The following is a 19,235-nucleotide window of genomic DNA, read 5'->3' as shown; positions in this document are numbered from 1 at the left end:
CACACGTCCACACGAGGTGGCATCGATGGGTCTCCGTGAGACGCGGCGGCGGATCGAGGCGTTGGCCGATGGCGGCCCGTATCGCGTGGCGTCGGCCCGCACGGGCGAGCCGCCGGTTCCGGTTGCGGGGCTGCGGTTCCCCGACCGCGAGACGGCGGCGGTCGCCGCTCGGCTCACCCGCACGTACCGGGTGGCGCTCCGTCGGTGGGACTCCGAACTGGCGTGGGTCGACCCCATCGTCCACGACTGTCGGCCGGCGACGACAGACGCGCGGGCGGTGACCGACCGCGCCGCGGTGGGAGTTGAGGGCGAGCGATGACCGTCGAGACGCACGTCCCGGCGGCCAGCGCACGCGTTGCGGCGGAACGCGAGGCGGTGGCGGCGAAGCTGACGGCCTACGACTCCTTCGTCGAACGGCTTCGTGACGTCTCGACCGACGGCGTCGGCGGTGACGCGCCCGGGCCGGTGGGGACGACGCTCGCGACGACTCAGCAGGGCGGCGGCTGTGCGGCGGTCCGCGAGGCCTTCGCCGCGACGGTGCGGTCGGTCGACGGTATCGACGAAGACGAGTCCGTCTTCGAGACGCTGGCGGCCGAACTCGGTGAGGAAGTGGCGGTGGCGCTGGCGCCGACGACGGGGCCTGCGCTCACGCCGCAGTTTCACGAGCAGGTGACCGAGGCCGCCACCGAGCGACAGTGGCAACTCCGGACGATGGCGACCGCACTAGAACGCGAGGCGGCGGCGCTCGACGCCGCCCGCGAAGAGTTCACGGCGATCCGCCGGTGGCTGGAGCAGGCCGACGAGACGCCGCTGACAGCGCTCGACTTCGACGGCCTCCGAACCCGACACGCTCGCCTCGGCGACCACCGCGACCGGTGTGCGGAGCGCGCCCGGGAACGACAGTCATTCCTCGACGGGTCGACCAGCGAACACGCACACGTTGGCCTCGGTCACCGGTGTCTGGTCTCGTATCTCTACGACGACCTGGCGGTGGAGCATCCCGTACTCGACGGTGTGGCGACGCTGGTCGCGACCTGCGAGCGCTGTCAGCGAAATGTCCGGGCGCACCTCACCCGGTGTGCGTAGAGCGGAGGGAAAAAGCGGGGACAGCCGGGGTGTCCCGGCCGCGTCCGTCAGCAGGAAGCGCCGGTCGCAGCTCGACGCCGTTCAGTTCGTGGCGGAGTCGAGGACGAGGGTGTCGTCTTCGAGGTAGTGTTCGAGGTGGTGGGCGTGCTCTTCGAGGGTGAGGAGCTGCTGGCGGAGCAGTTCGGCGGTGGCGTGGTCGCCGAGGCCCTCGGTCAGCTCGACGTGTTCGCGCACCATCTCGATAATGTCGCCGTACATCTCCATGTCGTTCCGGAGGGAGGTGCGGAGGTCGTAGACGTCGTCGCCCTCGGGTTCGACGGGGGCGTTCTCCTCGAGTCGCTTGCCGCCGGCCAGCGGGACGGCGCCGAGCGCCTGTGCCCGCTCCGCGAGTTCGTCGGCGGCGTCCTCGGCGTCCTCGGCTGCCTCGCCGAGATACTCGTGGACATTGAGGAACTCGGCGCCCTCGACGTTCCAGTGGTGCTTTTTCAGCTGGTGGTAGAGCACGTACGTCGCGGCGAGGTCGGTGTTGAGCGCCTCGACGATCTGTTCGGTCTTGTCCTGTTCGAGTCGGAGCGCCTCGCTGCCCTCGACCGTGTCGGCCTGCTGTCGGATGGATTCTTGCTTGCTCATCGCAACTATAGATAGGGACTCCACCCACTTACCCTTTTTCGCTGTGACCCGTTGTCACGATTTGAGGCGCCTAAATTCGGCCGTCTCGGGTGTATCTATCCCCCGTCTGTGACCGGGCGTTTTCCGTCGCTGACAGGCCGAGAGAGGAAGCTTTGTACCCTCCCGTATCGTAGCGGCGCCCATGGCTGATCTGCTGCCCTCCCGTCCCGATGCCGCCGCGGCCGAGGAGGCCGATCCGCGCGTCATCGGCCTCGACGACGAGGACGCGGACGACCTCCTCTCCGCGCTCTCCTCCGAGACGGCCCGCGAGGTGCTCGCGACCCTCCACGACGAACCCGACACACCCGCCCGCGTCGCCGACGCCGTCGACACCTCCCTCCAAAACGCCCAGTATCACCTCGGCAACCTCGAAGAGGCGGGCCTGATCGAGGTGGTCGACACCGCCTACTCCGAGAAGGGCCGCGAGATGAACGTCTACGGCCCCGCCGACCGGCCACTCGTGGTGTTTGCGGGCGGTGGCGCCGAGAGCGACGGCCTGGAGAGCGCGCTCAAGCGCCTGCTGGGAGCCGTTGGCCTGCTGGGCGTCGCGAGCCTCCTCGTACAGTGGGCGCTCGGCGACCTGTCGGGCGCGGCCCGGACCGGCGGCGCGGGCGGTGCCGACGGCGGTGGGGGCATGGGGACGATGAGTACCGAGGCGACGACGACGGCCGCCGACGCCGCGGGTGCCGGTCTCCCCCCCGGACTGCTCTTCTTCCTCGGTGGACTCCTCGCACTCGTCGTCGTCGCCATCGCGTTCTACGTCCGCCGGTAGTCGGACCCACTAAGTGCCGAGGGGTCCAACGCCAGCCCATGACCGAACGCGTGAAACTGAGCCGGGTGCAGTCGGCGTTCGAGCGTCTCGACTACCCGGTCACCCGCGACGACGCCGCCGCCGAGTTCGCGGACGTGACACTCCTGTTTGCCGACGGAGAGTCGAATCTCGGTGAACTCGTCTCGGAACTCGGGAGCGACGCCTTCCACAGCGCCGACGAACTGTTCGAGGAACTCCAGACCGTCCTTCCAGCCGAGGCTGTGGGCGAACCGGGACAGTCGGACGGCGACGCCTGACCGTGGCCGCGACCCGCCGCGCCGCGAACCCCCGCGAGCGCCGGCTATCCGTGGGTTAAAGACCGTCGAGCGTCAGGGTTCGAGCCACCATGGAGTTCTGCGACGAATGCGGATCAATGATGCAAACCGAGGACGGCCTGTGGATCTGTACGCAGTGTGGGTTCGAGCAGGCACGCGACGCCGAGCAGGAAGCCGAGATGGTCACGACACAGGCCCAAGAGGAGTCGGAGATCATCGAGTCCGGTGGCGGGACGAGCGGTCTCCCGACGACGAGCGCCAACTGCCCCTCCTGTGACAACGAGGAGGCCTACTGGTACATGCAGCAGATCCGTGCCGCCGACGAGTCCGAGACACGCTTTTTCGTCTGTACCGAGTGCGAGCACAAGTGGCGCGAGGACGACCACTGATCGGCCACGGGACGAACCTATATATCCGTCGCGTCCCCGATGACGGACGATGGTCGCGCCGCCCGCGGTCCCCGGCGAGCGACTGAGCGATTGGCGACAGGTGAGCGACACCAGCGAGACGCCCTTCGATGCCGGCGGACTCACCGTCACCGCCCGGATTCTCGTCTACGAGGACGACCGACTCCGCGAGGCCGTCCGCGAGCAGGTCGGTCTCGACCGCAGTTGGCGCTTTTTTCTCGCCGCCCGCCTCGAACTCGCCCCGTCGCCGCCCGTGACGGGCGCGCTCCGCGGTTTGGTCGCCTCGCGGGCGAGTCGCGGGTTCGCTACTCGTCTCGCTGACCGTGGGTTCGACGACGTCGAGCAAGCCGAGCGGCGGTCGCTCCGGGTCGGGGACGCCGACGCCCGCCTGTTCCGGTACGATACGCGGTGTCGGATCGATGGCGTCACCCTCGACGTCGACGGCTGGCTGGCAGTGTGGGTCCCCGACCGGGCGTTCAGGCTCGCCGGCGGCGCGTATCCGACCGCCGTCGCCGACACCGACAGGTCGGTGACCGACGGCGTCGTCGACGCCCTGGAGTCCCGCCTCGATCCACAGGCGTTCCGGGCGGAGCTGTTCGAACTGATCCGCGGGACCGGCTAATCCAGCAAGGAGAGCACCAGGCCGCCGAGGGAGAGCCGTGCGGGGGCGGCTCCGACAGCCCGCGAGAGCGGGCCTGGATCGTGTCCCGGCCCGGCCCGCGCGACGCTGTGACCGCGGACCCGCAGGTCGAGGGTCACGTCGGCGTCGTGCAGGCGGTCTAGCAGGGGCGCCGTTCCAGTCCCGAGCGCCCGCGCGGCGGCCAGCGAGGGCACCCGGACGACGACGAGGTCGCCGTATCCCCGGATCGACACCGTCGTCTCGCCGATGTCGAGGGTCAGGTCGGCGTAGACATCGAGCGGGTGGTCCGGCTCAGTCACTCGCGTTCGCTCTCGCGGGTCCGAACGCGTACGGTTCCGTCGAGGCGCCAGCGGGCGTGGTCGGCGTCAGGGCCCATTCGGTCCGGCACCCGTATCTCCAGGTCGTCGAACTCGTAGGTGATCTCGGCGTCGCGACCGATGAGCCGCTCGTAGAGGCTCACCGCCATCTCGGGCCACGTTCGCACGTCCTCGATCTCGGCGCCGCGCTCCCGACTCATGAGCGCCGATTCGGGGGCCACGTACTTATACCGTCGGCAACGCTCCCGACCCCCGGGACCGTCACGACAGCCGCGCGATTGTCAGGTAGCCGGTGTGACCGACACCCCGAGTGTCGGGACGGCTCCCTCGCTCGTCGAACTGCATCCGTCGCTGGATCGTCTCGTGGGTCTCGACGTCCGCCAGTCCCGCCTCGTCTGCGGCCTCGACGGCCGCACGGGTCCCCTCGACGAACGGCGAGTAGACGACGACGAACCCGCCGCTGGCGAGAAGATCCGGCGCCCGACGCACCACCGACGGCGCGTCCGCGGTGTCGAGGGTGAGGAGGTCGAAGCCCTCCGCCGCGGCGAGGGTGTCGAGTTCCGCGGTCACGTCGCCCGTCCGCACGTCGACGCAGTCGGTGACACCCGCGAGGCGCATGTTCTCTCGGGCCACGTCGGCAAACTCCGGGTCCTGTTCGTAGGTTCGGACCGTCGCCCCGATCCGGCCGAGATAGGCCGCGAGCACGCCCGTGCCCGTTCCCGCGTCGAGCACCCGGTCGTCGGCCGCGGCGCCCGTCATGCCGATCACCAGTCCGATATCTCGGGGCATCATCGGCGCGCCGGTCCGTTCGAAGTGATCGAACAGGTCCGGCCCTCGTGGCTCCCGAACGACGAACTCCTCGCCGAGGTGGGTCTCCAGACGCTGTCCCGGTTCGACGTCTTCGGGAACCGTCAACACGCCGAGGTCGGTCTGGAGTTCCTCGCCGGGCGCCCGGAGATACTCCCGGTCGCCACGAACCAGTAGGATCACTCCAGGCTGGCGATGGCCGCCGCCAGGTCGCCGTCGGCGGCTTCGAGCGCTGCCCGTGCCTCACTTTTGCCGACGCCAGCCCGCGTCGCGACGAGTTCGACGTCGTCCTCGGGGATGGCGTCCGCGGTGTCGTCACTCGCCGCGGCGTCCGTGTCCGCCCCGCCGGCCTCGACGGCGCCGGCCGCGCTCCCAGGCTCGCGGTGTTCGGGTTCGCCGACGACCTGGTAAGTCTCCTGTCCCTGTGCGTCCATGCGCGTCACCTGTGCGTCGCTGAAGACGAGTTCCTCGTCGGCCGTTCGGATGACGACCTCCTCGGCATCGAGTTCGGTTACGTCGATGCCCATCTGTTCCATCATCTGTTTCATCTTCCGTGGGTTCATGCCGCCGCCACCAAACATGGATCGAGGGTGGGGACCTGACGGCAAAAGCATGGCGAAGGGTCGCGGTTACACGCCTAGTTCAACGCCCAGAACCGGTAGTTGAGATACGCGGCGAACGCCGTCCAGCAGAGGTACGGGACAAGTAAGAGCGCCGCTCGTCGATCCACCGCGTCGAACGCCCACACGGTGAGCAGGATCAGCGCCAAGAGCACGCCGATCACGGCGAGGCCGAGGTCGACCGACTGCAGGCCGAAGAAGGCCAGCGACCAGCCAATATTGGCGACGAAGTGAACGGCGAAACAGGCGAGGGCGACGCGAGCGCGGCGCCCGGTCCGTGGCGACGACAGGCGCCGCCACACCAGCCAGACGGCGACACCCATGAGGGCAAAGAGTGCGGTCCACACCGGGCCGAACACCCAGTTCGGCGGTGCGAGCGCCGGTCGCTGGAGCGTCCCGTACCACGACGCGAGGCCGCTGGCGGTGAAGACGGCGCCCGACGCGCCGGCGAGTTCGACGGCGAGGACGGCGGCGACGAGGGCGAGTCGAGGCCGCTCGTCCGGGAGTCGGCGGAGGCGTCGACGGAGAGACACACGTCGTGTAGGTGTGTCGACAGTATATGGCCTCCGGTGGAGACCGCTACACGTGCTCTTCGGGCAGTAGGTCCTCGAAGGGCTGGTCGTCGAGCCACTCGCAGAGCCGGCAGAGCTGTTCGCTCGCCGCCTCGAACAGTTCGGCGCCCTTCTCGGCGGTGGCGTCGGTCTGGTCGCCCAACACACCGTTGCCGGTGTTGTCGGCGGCGTCGTAGAACGTCCGCGCGCCGTGTTTGACCGTGTCCGCGGCCTCGACGTCGGGGACGCCGCCGTCCCGGGCGTCGGCCAGTCGGTCCTCGCGGACCAACTCGGGGCGGAGATGTTGGATCATCGCCGTCTCCTTCGGCCCGCCGTGCGGGCCGTTCTGTTCGAACAGGTCGTCGACCAACTCGGGGATACTCTCGTCCCACATCCACTCGACGGCGTAGAGTTCCTCGGCGTCACGTAGGCGTCGGCCCACCTCGCGCAGGTGGTCGACGTTGCCACCGTGGGCGTTGACGTAGACCACGCGGTCGATGCCGTGGTACGTGAGGTTTCGGGTGAACGACTCGACGTAGTCGCGGAATTCGGGGGCGTCGACCCACATGGTTCCGTTGAACTGGCGGTGGTGGGGGCTGACGCCGACGTTGATCGTCGGGGTTCGGAGGTAGCCGGTTCGCTCGGCGGCCTCGCTGGCGAGGGCCTCCGCGATCAGGTGGTCGGTCGCCAGCGGGAGGTGCGGGCCGTGCTGTTCGGTCGAGCCTAGGGGGACGAGCGCGAGGGACTCGTCGTCGAAGTAGTCGCCGAGTTCCGGCCACGTCTCGTCTGCGATGTACATATCGCCCGAAAGGCGGGGCGGCGTCCCCTTGAACGCTCGTGTTTCGACGTGTGGACCGCCCCCGTCCGCGCTATCGCTCCGTGCCGCCGTCGGCCGCGGCCGACGGGCTTCCGGCCTCGCCGGCCGCCGCGGCGCCGTGTTCGGACTCGACGGTGAACGCGGCCAGCAGTTCCCGGAGCGACTCGGCGCGCTCCGAGAGCGACTGTGCGCCCTCCGAGACGTCCGACAGCGTCGAGGTCTGCTCTTCCGCGGCCGCGGACACGTTGCCAGCCTCCGCGCTCGACCGGTCGGCGAGTTCCGACACCTCGTCGAGCATCGAGACGACATCCTCGGTCGACGCGGCCTGATCGTCGGTCGCCTCACTGATCTCTCGGACGCCGGTGTGCAGGTCGTCGACCTGCCGTGCGATATCGTCGAGTGACGTGAGCGCGTCGTCGATGGTCTCGCTCCCGTCCGCGACACGCTCTCGCATCGTCCGCATGTCGTCGACGGTGCCGTCCGCGGCGTCCTGCACCTCGGCGATTCGGCGGTCGATCCGTTCGGTGGCGTCGGCGGCGTCGCCCGCGAGACTCTTGATTTCGTCGGCGACGACGGCGAATCCGTCGCCGTCGCTGTCGGCGTGTGCGGCCTCGATGGAGGCGTTCAGCGCCAGCATGTTCGTCTGCTCGGCGATGGCGGCAACGTCGTCGACGATGTCGCCAATCTCGGTGACCTCCTCGGCGAGCGACGTCACCTCCGTCGCGGCTTCCTCGGCCCGGGCTTCGATCCGTTCGAGTTCGTCGACAGCGTCCATCGCGGCGTCGCTGCCGGCCTCGCTGGTCTCGGCCGTCCGCTCGGCGGTCGTCGCCACCTCGTCGGCCGACGACGCCACCTCCTCGATGGCTCCCGAGAGGCTCTGCATCTCGCCCGAGACGGTCGTCAGCCGCTCGTCCTGTCGCTCCGCGCCGGCCGATATCTCTTGGATCGAGTCCGCAACGTCCTCGCTCGCGCTCTCGACTTCCTCGGTGCCCGTGGTCACCTCTTGGCTCGCCGTCGCTACCTCGTCGGCGAACTCCCGGATGCGACCCAGGGTCGCCTCCATCTCGGCCATCATCCCGTTGAACGACTCGGCGATGCTGTTCATCGCCTCGCTCCGACCGCCGGCGTCCATCCGCTGGGTCAGGTCGCCCGCGGCGGCCTGTGACATCGTCTCCCCGAACTCGTCGGCCTGTGTCTCCAGTGCCGTGTTCAGTTCCTCGACGTCCCGTTGGGCCTCCTTGGCCTCTCGCTGTGCCCGCTCGACGTCCGCGCTCATCTGCTCGATGGTCTCGCCGAACGCCCCGGGCACGTCCTCGTCGAGCACCGCGGCGTCGAACCGTTGGTCGGCGACCGCTTCGGCCTGTCCGGCGGCCGTCGAGAGGTACGACTGCATGTCGGCGAACGCGTCGACGAGGCGGCCAACCTCGTCGTCGCGGTCGGTCGACGCCACCTCGACATCGAGGTCGCCGCCGGCGATGGCCTCCGCGTCGTCGGTCAGGCGGTTGAGCGCGTTCACCGTGTTTCGGCCGAGCGTCACCCCGATCAGCAGGAAGCCGGCCAAGGCGATGCCGACGAGGGCGACGATATCACGGGTGATGGTGCCGACGAGGGCGTACGCCTCCGAGCGTGGCGTGTGCGTGACGACCACCCAGTCACTGCCTTCGACCGGCGCGTAGCCGACGACTAGGTCGCGTTCGGGCATATCCATGACGCCTGTCTCACCCTGTTGGGCCATGTTGACGTGGCCGTACCCGTACCCGTACGATTCGAGCGCTGCCTCCTCGTCGGCCGCGAACGTCACTACTCCCTCGCTGTCGACGACTTGAGTGAAACTCGACTCGGTCGGTGTCCGGAAATCGGCGGCCCGCTGACTCGCGTCGACGGTCAACACGATGGCCCGGTCGGTCCCCTCGATCCGAGTGGCGAACGCGATCAGTTCGACGCCGCCCTGTTGATAGCCCTCCGAGACGGCGACTGCGGAGGCTTCCTGCCCGGAGAGTCCATCGAGCGAGCTACGCGTCCACCGCAGATCCTCGAGGCTTCCATCGATCTGGTCGTCGTGCGTGCTCTCGATAATGCGGTTCGGCCCGATGTCGACGTAGTGGATCGAGTGTGTCGAGTCGGGCAACTGTTCCAGTTCCTCGTTCAGCGCCGCGTCGATCCGATATCGGTCGCCCGACTCGATTGAGTTGAGCGCCGATACCAGCCGGGCGTTCTCCCCGTTGCGGTCGATCCACTCGTTCATCGCGTTGGCTTCGAGTTCCGCGATTGTCCGAAGTTCGGCCTGTTCGTTGTGACGAATCTCGGCGGCGGCCTGGCCCTGAAAGAAGACACCCACGCCCGCGACGACGATCAGAACGACCGCGACGATGGTCGCGAACCGTTTCAGATAGCTGTCGGTGACGACCGAGGGAACGCCTCTCATCGGTCCCTCCGCCGTGACGGTACTCCGGAGACTGCCGATTTCGACTCCGCTCGCCCGCTCCGCTCGACGCTACGCATGATATATCGTCACAGTCGCCAGTGGTTGTATAAAAATACTCGACCGAATTATCAGAAGAGAAAATTTGCCCGGCCTTGACGACGAGTCGGGGCGCCGTCGGGCGTCACCCTATTCGTTCGGTCAGCCGGTTCCGACGCCGTTCGAACTCCTCGTCGTCGAGTTCGCCCGCGGCGTACCGCTCGCGGAGCGTCGCGAGTGCCTCGTCGGCGTCCCCCTCGATTCGTCGCGCGGCGAGATACCCCACCGCGACGACGGCCAACACGGCGAGGAGGACGAGGAGGAGCCACCAGCCACCCCAGGGGCCGAACGCGCCCATGCCGGCGTCCCCGAGCGATCCGGCGCCCCAGTGGTGGCCGCCACCCCAGTGTGGGCCGGGGCCGTGTGGGCCAGGGTGGTGTTGTGCGAGCCCGCCGAGCGCGTGGGTGGGGAGTTGCATCGTTCTCACCTCGTCTGTACCTCGGGCCGCGAACGACCTATGTGGCGGCACGATTCCCACCCGTTGGAAACCGGCGTGGTGGCCTCGAAGGCTTAAGGTCGCGGCGAGCGTCCTCTCGGCTATGTTCGACCCCGACGACCTCGAACGGGTTCGCGAGGCCAAGGCGGAGTGGGAGTCCGACGCCTACGGGCAGACCGTGGACCGGTTCGGGGAGCGAAAGGAGGCGTTCACCACCGACACCGGTGGACAGTCGGTCGCCCCGCTCTACACGCCCGACGACGTCGCCGACCTGGACTACGAGACGGACCTGGGTTTTCCGGGACAGGAGCCTTACACGCGTGGCGTCTACTCGACGATGTACCGCGGTCGGCTGTGGACCATGCGCCAGTACGCGGGCATGGGGACCGCGACGGAGACCAACGAGCGGTTCAACTACCTGCTCGACGAGGGACAGACCGGCCTCTCGATGGCGTTCGACCTGCCGACCCAGATGGGCTACGACTCCGACGCCGCCATGGCTGCCGGCGAGGTGGGAAAGTCGGGGGTCGCCATCGACACCCTGCGAGACATGGAGACGGTCTTCGACGGCATCCCCCTCGACGAGGTGTCGACGAGTATGACGATCAACGCGCCCGCGGCCATCCTGCTGGCGATGTACGTCGCCATCGGCGACCAACAGGGCGTCGACCGGGCCGAACTCCGGGGGACCATCCAGAACGACATCATGAAAGAGTATATCGCGCGCAACCTCTACATCTACCCGCCGGAGGCGTCGATGCGGCTGATCACCGACATCTTCGAGTTCTGTGCCGCCGAGACGCCGAAGTTCAACACCATCTCCATCTCCGGCTATCACATCCGCGAGGCGGGATCGACCGCGGCCCAGGAGATTGCCTTCACCCTCGGTAACGGCATCGAATACGTGAACGCCGCCCTCGACGCCGGACTCGACGTCGACGAGTTCGCCCCACAGCTCTCCTTTTTCTTCAACGCCCACAACAACATCTTCGAGGAGGTGGCGAAGTTCCGTGCGGCCCGCCGGATGTGGGCCTCGATCATGGAAGAGCGGTTCGGCGCCGAGAACCCCAAATCGAAGCAGTTGAAGTTCCACACCCAGACCGGTGGCTCGACGCTGACCGCCCAGCAGATCGACAACAACGTCGTCCGCGTGGCCTACCAAGCACTCGCCGCCGTACTCGGCGGGACCCAGAGCCTCCACACCAACGGCAAAGACGAGGCGCTATCGCTCCCGACCGAAGAGAGCGTCCGGACGGCGCTGCGCACCCAGCAGATCCTCGCTCACGAGTCGGGGGCGGCGGACACCATCGACCCCCTCGCTGGGAGCTACTACGTCGAGTCCCTGACCGACGACCTCGAAGCGGAGGCCCGCGAACTGCTCGACGAAATCGACGAACGCGGCGGCATGCTCGACGCGGTGAAGTCCCAGTGGGTGCAAGGCCAGATTCAGGACGTCGCCTTCGACCGTCAGGAGGAGATCGAGGAGGGCGAACGGGTCATCGTCGGTGTCAACGAGTACCGCGTCGAGGACGAAGACCCCGCGGTGGACTTAGAGGAGGTGACCGAGGAGGACGAACGCCGCCAGGTCGACCGCCTCGAGACGGTGCGGGCCGAGCGCGACGACGAGGCCGTCGAGGCCGCACTCGCGGCCCTCCGGGAGCGTGCTCGCGGCGACGACAACCTACTCCCGCCCATCGTCGACGCGGTGAAAGCCTACGCCACGGTCGGCGAGATAGCGAACGTCCTCCGCGATGAGTTCGGGGAGTACCAGCCGGGGCGGTAGCCCAATCAAGGGGCGGGGGCCGCCGACTCGTCGCGGTGCTCCAACCGGGCGACGTACTCTTCGATGACCGCGCTCTTCCGGTGGTCGACCATCAGGTGGACCCGTAGCTCCGTGCGGACGGATAGCTCCCGCGGACAGAGCGGGCAGCCCGCTGTCTCCGTATCATTCATGGTTTATCATTATAGTTTGATGTGGCGTCGGCTCTTATAGATTCCGGTGCCCCGTACTCGCCGCCCTCACAGCCGGTCGAGTTCGGCTAGAGAGTCGACTTCGTGGGCCGGGTCGACGTCCAGGGTCGTGTCGGCGTTGTGGTCCCGGCGGACGAACACGCCGTTGAGGCCGGCGCGTTCGGCGGCGATCACATCTGTCTCGCGGTCACCAACGTAGTAGCCGGCGTCGGCGCCGAGGGCGTCCAGCGCCTCGACCAGGTAGTGGGGGTCCGGCTTGCGGCGGCGAAAGCCATCGACGCCCGGGTCGCGGCCGCGGACGAACGAGAAGGTGTCCAGCCCGTGGTGGTCGACCACGAACTCGACGGCCCGGTGGTAGTTGTTGCTGACGACTCCGAGCCGACGCCCGTTTGCGACCCCGCTGAGCGCGTCCACGTCGGGGTAGAGGCCGCGTTCGCCGGCCCGGAGACGCTCGACGATCCGCCGGGCGCTGTGGCGTTCGCGCGCGGCGTAGAACTCGACCGGGTCAACCCCGACGGCGCGACACGCCGCGACGAACGTCTCCGTGTACTCGTAACTCCCCAGCGCCGCGCGGTGTCGATCCGGCGGGTCGATTCCGTATTCCGCGAGGGCGTCGTCGCGGGCGTAGTCGTGGACGGCGTCGTCGGCGCCCCGCCCCTCGACTAAGACGCCGTCCATGTCGAACAGCAAGGCGCGGTCGGTCGTCTCGGCCTCCGTCGTGTCCGTCCCGGACGGGCTCATACCTGTCTCTCTGTCTCGGAGTCGGATCACGGTCACGCTATCGGCACGCCCCGACGGCAGTGTCTCGGGGATAACGTTTAGTCACTACCCACCTTTCTCCGGACGATGAGTGAGACCGAACCGCCGGGTGACGTGCTCGACCGGGACACGATCACGGGCAACGACATCGCCAACTGGTTGAACGCGAACGGCCCCGAGTGGGTGCTGAAGTTCGAACCCCTCGGCGACGATACGGAGTATCTCGGGTTCGTCGACGGGCGGTTCAAACGCGCGGCCGACGACGAGATCATCCCCATCGCGCTCGATTACTTCTCGGAACTGGCAGAGCGTGCCCGCAAGGTCGAATCCGTCGCCGTCGAGGACTCCCCGTTCGCGACGGACGACGACGACGCGGAGGCCACGTAGGGTATTTGTTCGCGGACGCGGGAGTGAGGGTATGCGCTTCGATCACCTCGGCATCGCCACGCGGGACGCCGATCAGTTGGCCGACCTGTTCGGAGGCCTCCTCGACGTGCCGGTGGCCCACCGCGAACCCTTCGACGGTCTCGACGTGACCTTTCTCGACCTAGGTAACGGCTATCTGGAACTCCTCGAACCGACTGCGGAGTCGGGGCCGGTCGCCCGGTCGCTGGAGCGCGATGGTCCCGGCATCCACCACGTCGCCTTCGAGACGGCGGACGTGGCGGCTGCCCTCGACGCTGCCCGGGCCCACGGCGTCGAACTCGTCGACGAGGAACCCCGACCCGGTGCCTGGGGCCACCGCGTCGCCTTCCTCCACCCCGGGTCGACCGGCGGCGTCCTCGTGGAGTTCGTCGAGAGTGCATGAACGATCCGCTCACCTATCGGGCCGACGTGTCCCCCGACGCGACGGCGCTCGTCGACGCCGACACGGACGACCGGTGGACGGTCGCCGAGGTAGATGCGGCCGTCGAACGAACCGCCGGCCGCCTCGCGGCCCTCGGCGTCCGTCCCGGTGACCGCCTCGCGCTCGTCTTCCCTCCACGGCCGGCCACCGTCCGTGTGTTCCACGCGGCGCTCCGCCTGGGTGCGGTCACCGTCCCCCTCGGTCACCGGCTTACGCCCGCCGAACTCGCCGCAAACATCGAGCGCGCGGGCGCGACGGCCGTGGTCTGTTCGGCGGCGACGGCCGAGCGTGCGGTTGCGGCGGCGGACGACGCCAGCGACGTCCCGGTCGTCACCGTCGACGACGGCGACGGGGTGCCCGCCCTCGATGCACGCACGCCGGACGCCGTCGTCCCGCACGACTGGGCGCTCGACACGACGGCCCTGATCCCCTTTACCTCCGGGACGACCGGCGAGCCGAAGGGGGTGCGACTGACCCTCGGCAACCTCCTCGCCAGCGCCGCCGCCTCGGCCTTCCGTCTCGGCCTCGACCGCGCGGAGACGTGGCACGTCGCGCTCCCCCTGCATCACGTCGGCGGCCTCACGCCCGTGTTCAGGATGCCCCTGTACGGCATGACGGTCGTCCTCCGGCGGTCGTTCGACGCCGCGGCCGTCGCCGCCGACTTCGAGCGCTACGGCGTGACCGCCACGTCGCTGGTGCCGACGACGCTCGACCGACTACTCGACGCGACCGAGGGATCGCTCGGCGACTCCCTCCGGGCGGTCCTGCTCGGGGGGGCGCCCGCGAGCGAGGCGACGCTCGACCGGTGTGCGGCCCGAGACGTGCCCGTCTTCCCCACCTACGGCATGACCGAGACGGCGTCACAGATTGCGACGGCGACGCCCGCCGAGGCACAGGGGCACCCGGGCACCGTCGGACGACCGCTGCTCTGGACCGCGGTGACCGTCCGCGGCGACGACGGCGACGAACGGCCACCTGGCGAGGTGGGCGAACTCGTCGTCGACGGGCCGACGGTGACGCCGGGCTATCTCGGTGGCCGCGGCGCCGACGCGTTCGGCGAAGACGGCCTGCGGACCGGCGACGTGGGCTATCGCGACGCCGACGGCCGTCTCTGGGTGATCGGTCGCACCGACGACCGGATCGTCACCGGCGGGGAGAACGTCGCGCCCGCGGCGGTGGCCGAACGCCTCCGGACCCACCCCGACGTTGCCGACACGGCGGTCGTGGGCGTCCCGGACGAGGAGTGGGGCGAACGCGTCGCCGCACTGGTCGTCCCGCGAGACGGGAGCGACCCCTCGGCGGACGCACTCAGAGCGCACTGTCGGGAGGCGCTGGCGGACTATAAGGTGCCGCGGACGATCCGATTTGCGGCGTCGATCCCCCGGACCGACTCGGGGACCGTCCGCCGCGACGCGGTGCGCGAGCGGCTACGCGATTAACCGCCGACGCCGTTTTCGGCGGGCGAGACGCGGCGTTCGAGTGCGAACAGCCCGCCCGCCAGCCCCAGACAGCCGACGACGAGCGCCGGCCAGAGCAAGGCGTCGAGGCCGAAATCGAAGAAGACGCCGCCGAGGGCGGCGCCGCCGCCCATCCCCAGTCGCTTGGCGATTTCGATCAGCGAGAGGCGCGACCCCCGCCCGTCGGCGTGACCGAGATCGCTCGCCAGTGACGTGACCAGCGGCGAGTGGAGTACCTCGCCCACGGTCCGGAGGACGAGAAAGGCGGCGAGGAGACCGACGCCGAGGAACGTCGTCGCCCGCGCAGTCGACTCGACGGCGACGGCCGCGAGGAGCGCGGGCGTCCAGTCGACGGCGACCACGGCGAGGAAGCCGGCCCCCCAGAAGGCCGTCGACACGACGAGGCCGCGAGTCCGGCGCCACCCGGAGACGGCGGCCAGCACCGGCATCTGGAAGACGACGAGGACCAGCGGGTTGAGGACGTAGAGCGTGCCGATTTCGGCGGAGTCGAGTCCCAGCGTTTCGCTGGCGACGACGGGCACCGTCGCCTGCATTTGGGCGTACATAACCGCGAAGCCGACGTTGAGACCGGCAAGCGCGAGGAGTCGCGGCCGAGAGATGGCCCGCCCCCAGTCGCCAACGCTCTCCGAGAGGGTGGCGGCCGGCCGACCCTCGTGGACTCGTGGGAGGGCAGCGAGGAGGACGACGGCGACGACGGCGGAGGTGAGGCCGTCGGCGACGAACACGGCCGTGTCGGCGAACTCGTAGAGGACGCCACCGACGACGAATCCGGAGCCGAAGCCGACGTTGCTGGCAACTTTCAGGAGACCGTAGCCGCGCTCTCGCTCCGTCGCGTCCGTGAGATCCGCGATCATCGCCTGACTCGCGGGGGCGTACAGTCCCGTCGTCAGTCCCGCCGCCGTCGCGACGGCGACGAACCCTGCGCCCGTCGTCACGAGCGCGTACGCCGCGAGCGTAAACGCCGAGAGGGCCATGCTCCCGACCATCACCGGTCGTCGGCCGTAGCGGTCGGCGAGGTAGCCGCCGACGGCCGTCCCCGTCGCCGTGGCGACGTTGTTCGCGAGCAGTCCCAGGCCGACGATACTCAGCGGGAGGCCCACCTGCAGGTGGAAGTGGATGCTCGCGAAGGGGTAGACCAGCCCCGATCCGAAGACGTTGATGAGGCGGCCTCCGGCCACGGCGTAGACCGACCGTCGGAAGCCACGAACGGCGTCGAGCGTCGATCCGAACACGTCCCGGGGTCGGTCTCGCCCCTACGTGAACGGTTCGTTTCCGCCGCGACCCGCGACCCCGACCGACGGCCGCAGCGGGAGCGACCGCCGGGCCGCGGACGCCGGCCCCGCACTGAACGCCATCCGAGCGGCCCCGGACCCAGCGAACATATTCGGGTAAACCCCCGTGTGACCGGCTCACGTTCGTCCACGCGCACCCATGCCATACGCCAAGCTCACCATCGACCTGCCGTCCGCCATCTGGATCGGGGAGATTTCTCGGTCGTTTCCATCGACGACGTTCCGGGTGCTCTCGGCGGTGCCGTCGGGGGACGCGGGGTTCGGCCTGCTCGAAATCGAGAGCGCGGAGATGCCCGACGTACTCGACGCCCTCGAGGATCGCTCGGGTATCTCCTCGCTGGAACTGATGCAACAGACCGACGATACCGTCATCGTCCAGTTCGAGACGAGCGAGCCTCTGCTTCTCCTGTCGATTCAGGAGTCGGGGGCACCCATCGAACTCCCCGTGACGATCAGGGACGGCGAGGCGGTCATCGAACTCACGGCCTCCCGGGATCGGCTCTCGGAGTTCGGCCGCCAACTCGACGCCTTCGGGATGTCCTATACCCTCAACCGGGTGTACGACGCCACGGAGTCGCCGAATCTGCTCACCGACGGCCAACAGGAGTTGCTGGTGACGGCCGTCGAGATGGGCTACTACGACACCCCGCGGGAGAGCACGCTGACCGACGTTGCCGAGGCGGCCGACCTAGCGAAGTCGACGGCGAGTGTCACGCTCCACCGGGCCGAAGAGCGTGTGATCAAGGAGTTCGTCACCGAGCGACTGGACGTGGCGCTCGACGAGACACCACAGGCCGTCGGCTAGAAGGGAAGGATCGAACGGAGGCGGCCGAGTAGACTCCCACTCGTCGAGACGCGGTACTCCTCGAAGACGGGGTGGAGCAGGTCGAGCAACTCCGACTCGGATTCGAAGGTTCGTTTCGGGAGCGTCTCTATCGCCTCCGAGAGCGCGACGGCGCTGCCGGCGGCATCGTACGGCACGTCCGGATCACCAAGCGCGCGGACGATTTCCTCGTCCGTCGCGGGGAAGTCGATGTCCGTCCGGTCGAGGTGGCCGGCCAGTGCCGCGATGCCGAACTCGATCGCATCCGGTGACGACGAATCCTGTTGGGGCGGCCTGGCTGCCATTATCGGAGGTTATCGGCGAGCTACTAAAAATGACCGCCATGTCGATCCCCGTCATATAACCCGCCCGCGCTCCTGGGTCCAGCTATGACCGAGTACACGACGGTCTCGATCCCGAAGGAACTCGGGGATCGGATCGAGGAGACCATCGACGGCACCAGCTTTTCGAGTACGAGCGACCTCGTCCGCTTTCTCCTCCGGAGTATCGTCATCCAGCATCAGCGCCGCGGCGAACTGACCGAGGCGGAGTTCGAGGAAATCGCCGACCAGTTGGCCGACCTCGGCTACCTCGAGTGAGCGCAGGCCTCGGCCGCGATCACTCGGGGAGCGACTCCGTGGGCGGGTCGGCGTCGACGACGGTCAGGTCGAGCGGACGTCCCCGGCGGTCGAAGGCGAGCAGTTCCTCCCACGGCGGCACCGCGAGCAACACGACGCCCGCCAGGTCGTCACGGCGGGTAAGCTCTGCAGGCCCCTGCGGGTGGCTGAGAAAGCGTGCGCGCCCTCGACCGGCGGGCGTCCCGAGGTCGACGCCGAAGACGTCGTTGACCGCGCCTCCCGCCGTGGGGAAGTAGACGTGACTGAGAATCGGCGTCGACGGAGCGAGCTCCAGTCCGGCGTCGAACTCGCCGGCCGTCGTCGTATCGAGAACGAGGTTCACCGACGACGGCTCCGTATCGGCGGCGCGCCCGAGCAGCATCTCGACAAGCCCCCGGGTGGCGTACACCGGCCGGTCGGCGTCGCCGTCGGGAGTCACCCCAGGACCATTTCACGGACCATCTTCGCGTACGCGGCCGGCAGGCGCCGCCGCGCGCCGTCGAGGGCGTCCCGGAGTGCGTCGGCCGCGTCCGTGACGACGCCCTCGCCGTGGCCGACGAGCACCCGGTCGGGGTCGAGACCGGCGAGCGCCCGCCGGGGTGGGATCGGCCGGAGCATCGGATGGACGCCGAGCCGTTCCGATCCGGCCCGGAAGAACGAGGCGGTGCCGACGGCCTCGGGCACCAGCAGCGTCTCGTCCGTGTAGAGTGCGGCCTCCTGCCACGGCGGCAAGGAGGCGTCCCGAACCCGGCGGACGCGGTAGCCGGAGTCGCCGAGTTCTCCGCCGAATCGCTCGACCGGTTCGTCGAACGACGACGCCACCCCGTCCATCCACTCGGGAACGTAGACGGGGGCGTCGTGGCGAGCGGCGACCGTCCCGGCGTCACGCTCGTGACGGTCGAGACAGACCGCGACGCCGGCCACGTCGCCGAACTCCGCGAGCAGGTCGTCCAGTCCCGGTGCGTCGACCGGGTCGACCACCCACACCCCGTCGTCGCCGACGAGGGCGTGACTCGCCCGTTGCATCTGCTCGTCGGGATAGGCGATCCAACCGACGCCGTCCGCCCAGCGGTCGATCTCACGCAGCTCAGCGCGACCGCCCTTCAGTGGCATACCACGTGATGGGGGCGGGACGCGGATAAACCTTCGACTCGCGTCCTCCACCGCCGCGGCCCCCGATCCGGCGCTAGGAGAGTCGGTCGGTGTCGATGCCGACGCCCGGCGGTGTCACGACGAGAAACCCCCGGAAGCGCATCAGCGTCCCGCCGGCGTCCCTGACCTCGCGGGCGAACCCGGCGGCGAGTCGGTTCAGATCCCCGTCGACGTCCAACACGAGTACGTCGCCGCCCTCGACGGCGGCAATCCACTCGGCCGGATCGGTGGTCCCGTCGAGGACGCCGAGAATCACCTCCGCCCCCCCATCGTCCTCGCCCTCGAGTTGTTCCTCCGCGTTGCGGAGGTCGAGGTCGAACTCGCTCATGGCTCTACGGT

At 68.9% G+C, this 19,235-nt stretch carries 28 protein-coding genes; 12 read left to right on the top strand and 16 right to left on the bottom strand.

Going from position 1 to position 19,235, the window contains the following annotated elements; all coding sequences use genetic code 11:
• The first annotated feature begins 25 nt into the window (after positions 1 to 25).
• Together NO878_RS07020 and NO878_RS07015 are read left to right on the top strand one after the other, a co-directional pair.
• Positions 26 to 319 carry a DUF7552 domain-containing protein gene (locus NO878_RS07020; RefSeq protein WP_256405245.1) on the top strand — a complete coding sequence of 98 codons (294 nt, stop codon included), beginning with the start codon at positions 26 to 28 and terminating at the stop codon, positions 317 to 319.
• Positions 316 to 1,086, top strand: a complete 771-nt coding sequence (locus NO878_RS07015) for a DUF7260 family protein (protein ID WP_256405244.1) — start codon at positions 316 to 318, stop codon at positions 1,084 to 1,086. The genes NO878_RS07020 and NO878_RS07015 overlap by 4 nt, the downstream gene beginning before the upstream one ends.
• A gap of 81 nt (positions 1,087 to 1,167) precedes the next feature.
• Here the strand turns inward: NO878_RS07015 and dpsA are convergent, their stop codons facing one another.
• Positions 1,168 to 1,716, bottom strand: coding sequence for a DNA starvation/stationary phase protection protein DpsA (gene dpsA, locus NO878_RS07010; RefSeq protein ID WP_256405243.1), 549 nt, complete (start codon positions 1,714 to 1,716; stop codon positions 1,168 to 1,170).
• 181 nt (positions 1,717 to 1,897) lie between these two features.
• On the opposite strand from dpsA, the gene NO878_RS07005 reads away from it, so the two are divergent.
• From NO878_RS07005 to NO878_RS06990, 4 genes are all read left to right on the top strand, one after another.
• On the top strand, positions 1,898 to 2,527 hold the full coding sequence (locus tag NO878_RS07005) for an ArsR/SmtB family transcription factor (protein ID WP_256405242.1): 630 nt from the start codon (positions 1,898 to 1,900) through the stop codon (positions 2,525 to 2,527).
• A gap of 38 nt (positions 2,528 to 2,565) precedes the next feature.
• On the top strand, positions 2,566 to 2,823 hold the full coding sequence (locus tag NO878_RS07000; protein ID WP_256405241.1) for a DUF5789 family protein: 258 nt from the start codon (positions 2,566 to 2,568) through the stop codon (positions 2,821 to 2,823).
• An 89-nt stretch (positions 2,824 to 2,912) separates the two neighbouring features.
• Entirely contained in the window at positions 2,913 to 3,230 is a 318-nt protein-coding gene (locus tag NO878_RS06995; protein WP_256405240.1) for a transcription factor S, read from the top strand.
• Positions 3,231 to 3,279: 49 nt separating this feature from the next.
• A complete protein-coding gene (locus NO878_RS06990) occupies positions 3,280 to 3,870 on the top strand; it encodes a DUF6517 family protein (RefSeq protein ID WP_256405239.1) in 591 nt (196 codons plus the stop codon).
• Here NO878_RS06990 and NO878_RS06985 read toward each other — a convergent pair.
• The 8 genes from NO878_RS06985 to NO878_RS06950 all read right to left on the bottom strand — a co-directional run bounded on the left by NO878_RS06985 (position 3,867) and on the right by NO878_RS06950 (position 9,939).
• Entirely contained in the window at positions 3,867 to 4,187 is a 321-nt protein-coding gene (locus NO878_RS06985) for a peptide ABC transporter ATP-binding protein (protein ID WP_256405238.1), read from the bottom strand. The two genes, NO878_RS06990 and NO878_RS06985, sit on opposite strands and share 4 nt — an antisense overlap.
• A complete protein-coding gene (locus NO878_RS06980; RefSeq protein ID WP_256405237.1) occupies positions 4,184 to 4,405 on the bottom strand; it encodes a hypothetical protein in 222 nt (73 codons plus the stop codon). Before NO878_RS06980 ends, NO878_RS06985 begins: the two co-directional genes overlap by 4 nt.
• A gap of 61 nt (positions 4,406 to 4,466) precedes the next feature.
• Entirely contained in the window at positions 4,467 to 5,195 is a 729-nt protein-coding gene (locus NO878_RS06975; RefSeq protein ID WP_256405236.1) for a methyltransferase domain-containing protein, read from the bottom strand.
• Complete coding sequence (locus NO878_RS06970) at positions 5,192 to 5,593, bottom strand: nascent polypeptide-associated complex protein (RefSeq protein ID WP_256405235.1); 402 nt, start codon at positions 5,591 to 5,593, stop codon at positions 5,192 to 5,194. Before NO878_RS06970 ends, NO878_RS06975 begins: the two co-directional genes overlap by 4 nt.
• Positions 5,594 to 5,649: 56 nt before the next feature.
• Positions 5,650 to 6,165 (bottom strand): TspO/MBR family protein, encoded by a 516-nt coding sequence (locus NO878_RS06965; RefSeq protein ID WP_256405234.1) that lies wholly within the window; start codon positions 6,163 to 6,165, stop codon positions 5,650 to 5,652.
• Positions 6,166 to 6,211: 46 nt separating this feature from the next.
• The gene (locus NO878_RS06960) at positions 6,212 to 6,982 is read right to left on the bottom strand and encodes a creatininase family protein (protein WP_256405233.1); all 771 of its coding nucleotides are present in this window, start codon (positions 6,980 to 6,982) and stop codon (positions 6,212 to 6,214) included.
• A 70-nt stretch (positions 6,983 to 7,052) separates the two neighbouring features.
• Entirely contained in the window at positions 7,053 to 9,425 is a 2,373-nt protein-coding gene (locus NO878_RS06955; RefSeq protein WP_256405232.1) for a methyl-accepting chemotaxis protein, read from the bottom strand.
• 181 nt (positions 9,426 to 9,606) lie between these two features.
• The gene (locus NO878_RS06950) at positions 9,607 to 9,939 is read right to left on the bottom strand and encodes an SHOCT domain-containing protein (protein WP_256405231.1); all 333 of its coding nucleotides are present in this window, start codon (positions 9,937 to 9,939) and stop codon (positions 9,607 to 9,609) included.
• A 121-nt stretch (positions 9,940 to 10,060) separates the two neighbouring features.
• Between NO878_RS06950 and NO878_RS06945 the strand changes: the two genes are divergently transcribed.
• The gene (locus tag NO878_RS06945) at positions 10,061 to 11,740 is read left to right on the top strand and encodes an acyl-CoA mutase large subunit family protein (protein ID WP_256405230.1); all 1,680 of its coding nucleotides are present in this window, start codon (positions 10,061 to 10,063) and stop codon (positions 11,738 to 11,740) included.
• Between the two features lie 5 nt (positions 11,741 to 11,745).
• On the opposite strand, the gene NO878_RS06940 is transcribed toward NO878_RS06945, so the two are convergent.
• Positions 11,746 to 11,910: a hypothetical protein gene (locus NO878_RS06940; protein WP_256405229.1), complete on the bottom strand. Its 165-nt coding sequence runs from the start codon at positions 11,908 to 11,910 to the stop codon at positions 11,746 to 11,748.
• 66 nt (positions 11,911 to 11,976) lie between these two features.
• Positions 11,977 to 12,669: an HAD family hydrolase gene (locus NO878_RS06935; RefSeq protein ID WP_256405228.1), complete on the bottom strand. Its 693-nt coding sequence runs from the start codon at positions 12,667 to 12,669 to the stop codon at positions 11,977 to 11,979.
• Positions 12,670 to 12,774: 105 nt separating this feature from the next.
• On the opposite strand from NO878_RS06935, the gene NO878_RS06930 reads away from it, so the two are divergent.
• Genes NO878_RS06930 through menE form a run of 3 tightly spaced genes read left to right on the top strand, consistent with a single transcriptional unit; the run spans position 12,775 to position 14,973 of the window.
• A complete protein-coding gene (locus NO878_RS06930; protein ID WP_256405227.1) occupies positions 12,775 to 13,074 on the top strand; it encodes a hypothetical protein in 300 nt (99 codons plus the stop codon).
• A 31-nt stretch (positions 13,075 to 13,105) separates the two neighbouring features.
• Positions 13,106 to 13,495 (top strand): methylmalonyl-CoA epimerase, encoded by a 390-nt coding sequence (gene mce / locus NO878_RS06925; RefSeq protein WP_256405226.1) that lies wholly within the window; start codon positions 13,106 to 13,108, stop codon positions 13,493 to 13,495.
• A complete protein-coding gene (menE, locus tag NO878_RS06920; protein WP_256405225.1) occupies positions 13,492 to 14,973 on the top strand; it encodes an o-succinylbenzoate--CoA ligase in 1,482 nt (493 codons plus the stop codon). The genes mce and menE overlap by 4 nt, the downstream gene beginning before the upstream one ends.
• Here menE and NO878_RS06915 read toward each other — a convergent pair.
• Positions 14,970 to 16,244, bottom strand: coding sequence for an MFS transporter (locus NO878_RS06915; RefSeq protein ID WP_256405224.1), 1,275 nt, complete (start codon positions 16,242 to 16,244; stop codon positions 14,970 to 14,972). The genes menE and NO878_RS06915 overlap by 4 nt on opposite strands.
• 199 nt (positions 16,245 to 16,443) lie before the next feature.
• Here NO878_RS06915 and NO878_RS06910 point away from each other — a divergent pair, with 199 nt between their 5' ends.
• Positions 16,444 to 17,109 (top strand): helix-turn-helix domain-containing protein, encoded by a 666-nt coding sequence (locus NO878_RS06910; RefSeq protein WP_256405223.1) that lies wholly within the window; start codon positions 16,444 to 16,446, stop codon positions 17,107 to 17,109.
• Here the strand turns inward: NO878_RS06910 and NO878_RS06905 are convergent.
• Positions 17,106 to 17,432, bottom strand: a complete 327-nt coding sequence (locus NO878_RS06905) for a hypothetical protein (protein WP_256405222.1) — start codon at positions 17,430 to 17,432, stop codon at positions 17,106 to 17,108. The genes NO878_RS06910 and NO878_RS06905 overlap by 4 nt on opposite strands.
• Positions 17,433 to 17,516: 84 nt before the next feature.
• Between NO878_RS06905 and NO878_RS06900 the strand changes: the two genes are divergently transcribed.
• Positions 17,517 to 17,726: a ribbon-helix-helix domain-containing protein gene (locus tag NO878_RS06900; RefSeq protein ID WP_256405221.1), complete on the top strand. Its 210-nt coding sequence runs from the start codon at positions 17,517 to 17,519 to the stop codon at positions 17,724 to 17,726.
• Positions 17,727 to 17,745: 19 nt separating this feature from the next.
• On the opposite strand, the gene NO878_RS06895 is transcribed toward NO878_RS06900, so the two are convergent.
• The 3 genes from NO878_RS06895 to NO878_RS06885 form a co-directional block, all read right to left on the bottom strand.
• Complete coding sequence (locus tag NO878_RS06895) at positions 17,746 to 18,183, bottom strand: JAB/MPN domain protein-containing protein (protein WP_465262107.1); 438 nt, start codon at positions 18,181 to 18,183, stop codon at positions 17,746 to 17,748.
• Positions 18,180 to 18,857, bottom strand: a complete 678-nt coding sequence (locus NO878_RS06890; RefSeq protein WP_256405220.1) for a hypothetical protein — start codon at positions 18,855 to 18,857, stop codon at positions 18,180 to 18,182. Before NO878_RS06890 ends, NO878_RS06895 begins: the two co-directional genes overlap by 4 nt.
• Positions 18,858 to 18,930: 73 nt before the next feature.
• The gene (locus tag NO878_RS06885) at positions 18,931 to 19,224 is read right to left on the bottom strand and encodes a DUF5779 family protein (protein WP_256405219.1); all 294 of its coding nucleotides are present in this window, start codon (positions 19,222 to 19,224) and stop codon (positions 18,931 to 18,933) included.
• Positions 19,225 to 19,235 lie beyond the last annotated feature (11 nt).

The sequence above is a fragment of the Haloplanus ruber genome (assembly GCF_024494725.1).
GTDB classification, from domain to species: Archaea; Halobacteriota; Halobacteria; order Halobacteriales; family Haloferacaceae; genus Haloplanus; species Haloplanus ruber.
The sequence above is the reverse complement of the archived record's forward strand: the minus strand, read 5'-3'. Positions and strand labels throughout refer to the sequence as shown.

Excerpts from the sequence above, each read along its gene's own strand:
- NO878_RS06990 (WP_256405239.1), top strand. The coding sequence starts at position 3,280 with ATGGTCGCGCCGCCCGCGGTCCCCGGCGAGCGACTGAGCGATTGGCGA.
- dpsA (WP_256405243.1), bottom strand. The coding sequence starts at position 1,716 with ATGAGCAAGCAAGAATCCATCCGACAGCAGGCCGACACGGTCGAGGGC.
- NO878_RS06950 (WP_256405231.1), bottom strand. The coding sequence starts at position 9,939 with ATGCAACTCCCCACCCACGCGCTCGGCGGGCTCGCACAACACCACCCT.
- NO878_RS06930 (WP_256405227.1), top strand. The coding sequence starts at position 12,775 with ATGAGTGAGACCGAACCGCCGGGTGACGTGCTCGACCGGGACACGATC.
- mce (WP_256405226.1), top strand. The coding sequence starts at position 13,106 with ATGCGCTTCGATCACCTCGGCATCGCCACGCGGGACGCCGATCAGTTG.
- NO878_RS07000 (WP_256405241.1), top strand. The coding sequence starts at position 2,566 with ATGACCGAACGCGTGAAACTGAGCCGGGTGCAGTCGGCGTTCGAGCGT.
- NO878_RS06890 (WP_256405220.1), bottom strand. The coding sequence starts at position 18,857 with ATGCCACTGAAGGGCGGTCGCGCTGAGCTGCGTGAGATCGACCGCTGG.
- NO878_RS06995 (WP_256405240.1), top strand. The coding sequence starts at position 2,913 with ATGGAGTTCTGCGACGAATGCGGATCAATGATGCAAACCGAGGACGGC.
- menE (WP_256405225.1), top strand. The coding sequence starts at position 13,492 with ATGAACGATCCGCTCACCTATCGGGCCGACGTGTCCCCCGACGCGACG.
- NO878_RS06970 (WP_256405235.1), bottom strand. The coding sequence starts at position 5,593 with ATGTTTGGTGGCGGCGGCATGAACCCACGGAAGATGAAACAGATGATG.
- NO878_RS06885 (WP_256405219.1), bottom strand. The coding sequence starts at position 19,224 with ATGAGCGAGTTCGACCTCGACCTCCGCAACGCGGAGGAACAACTCGAG.
- NO878_RS06935 (WP_256405228.1), bottom strand. The coding sequence starts at position 12,669 with ATGAGCCCGTCCGGGACGGACACGACGGAGGCCGAGACGACCGACCGC.
- NO878_RS06910 (WP_256405223.1), top strand. The coding sequence starts at position 16,444 with ATGCCATACGCCAAGCTCACCATCGACCTGCCGTCCGCCATCTGGATC.
- NO878_RS07020 (WP_256405245.1), top strand. The coding sequence starts at position 26 with ATGGGTCTCCGTGAGACGCGGCGGCGGATCGAGGCGTTGGCCGATGGC.
- NO878_RS06905 (WP_256405222.1), bottom strand. The coding sequence starts at position 17,432 with ATGGCAGCCAGGCCGCCCCAACAGGATTCGTCGTCACCGGATGCGATC.
- NO878_RS06900 (WP_256405221.1), top strand. The coding sequence starts at position 17,517 with ATGACCGAGTACACGACGGTCTCGATCCCGAAGGAACTCGGGGATCGG.
- NO878_RS07015 (WP_256405244.1), top strand. The coding sequence starts at position 316 with ATGACCGTCGAGACGCACGTCCCGGCGGCCAGCGCACGCGTTGCGGCG.
- NO878_RS06960 (WP_256405233.1), bottom strand. The coding sequence starts at position 6,982 with ATGTACATCGCAGACGAGACGTGGCCGGAACTCGGCGACTACTTCGAC.
- NO878_RS07005 (WP_256405242.1), top strand. The coding sequence starts at position 1,898 with ATGGCTGATCTGCTGCCCTCCCGTCCCGATGCCGCCGCGGCCGAGGAG.
- NO878_RS06940 (WP_256405229.1), bottom strand. The coding sequence starts at position 11,910 with ATGAATGATACGGAGACAGCGGGCTGCCCGCTCTGTCCGCGGGAGCTA.
- NO878_RS06980 (WP_256405237.1), bottom strand. The coding sequence starts at position 4,405 with ATGAGTCGGGAGCGCGGCGCCGAGATCGAGGACGTGCGAACGTGGCCC.
- NO878_RS06955 (WP_256405232.1), bottom strand. The coding sequence starts at position 9,425 with ATGAGAGGCGTTCCCTCGGTCGTCACCGACAGCTATCTGAAACGGTTC.
- NO878_RS06945 (WP_256405230.1), top strand. The coding sequence starts at position 10,061 with ATGTTCGACCCCGACGACCTCGAACGGGTTCGCGAGGCCAAGGCGGAG.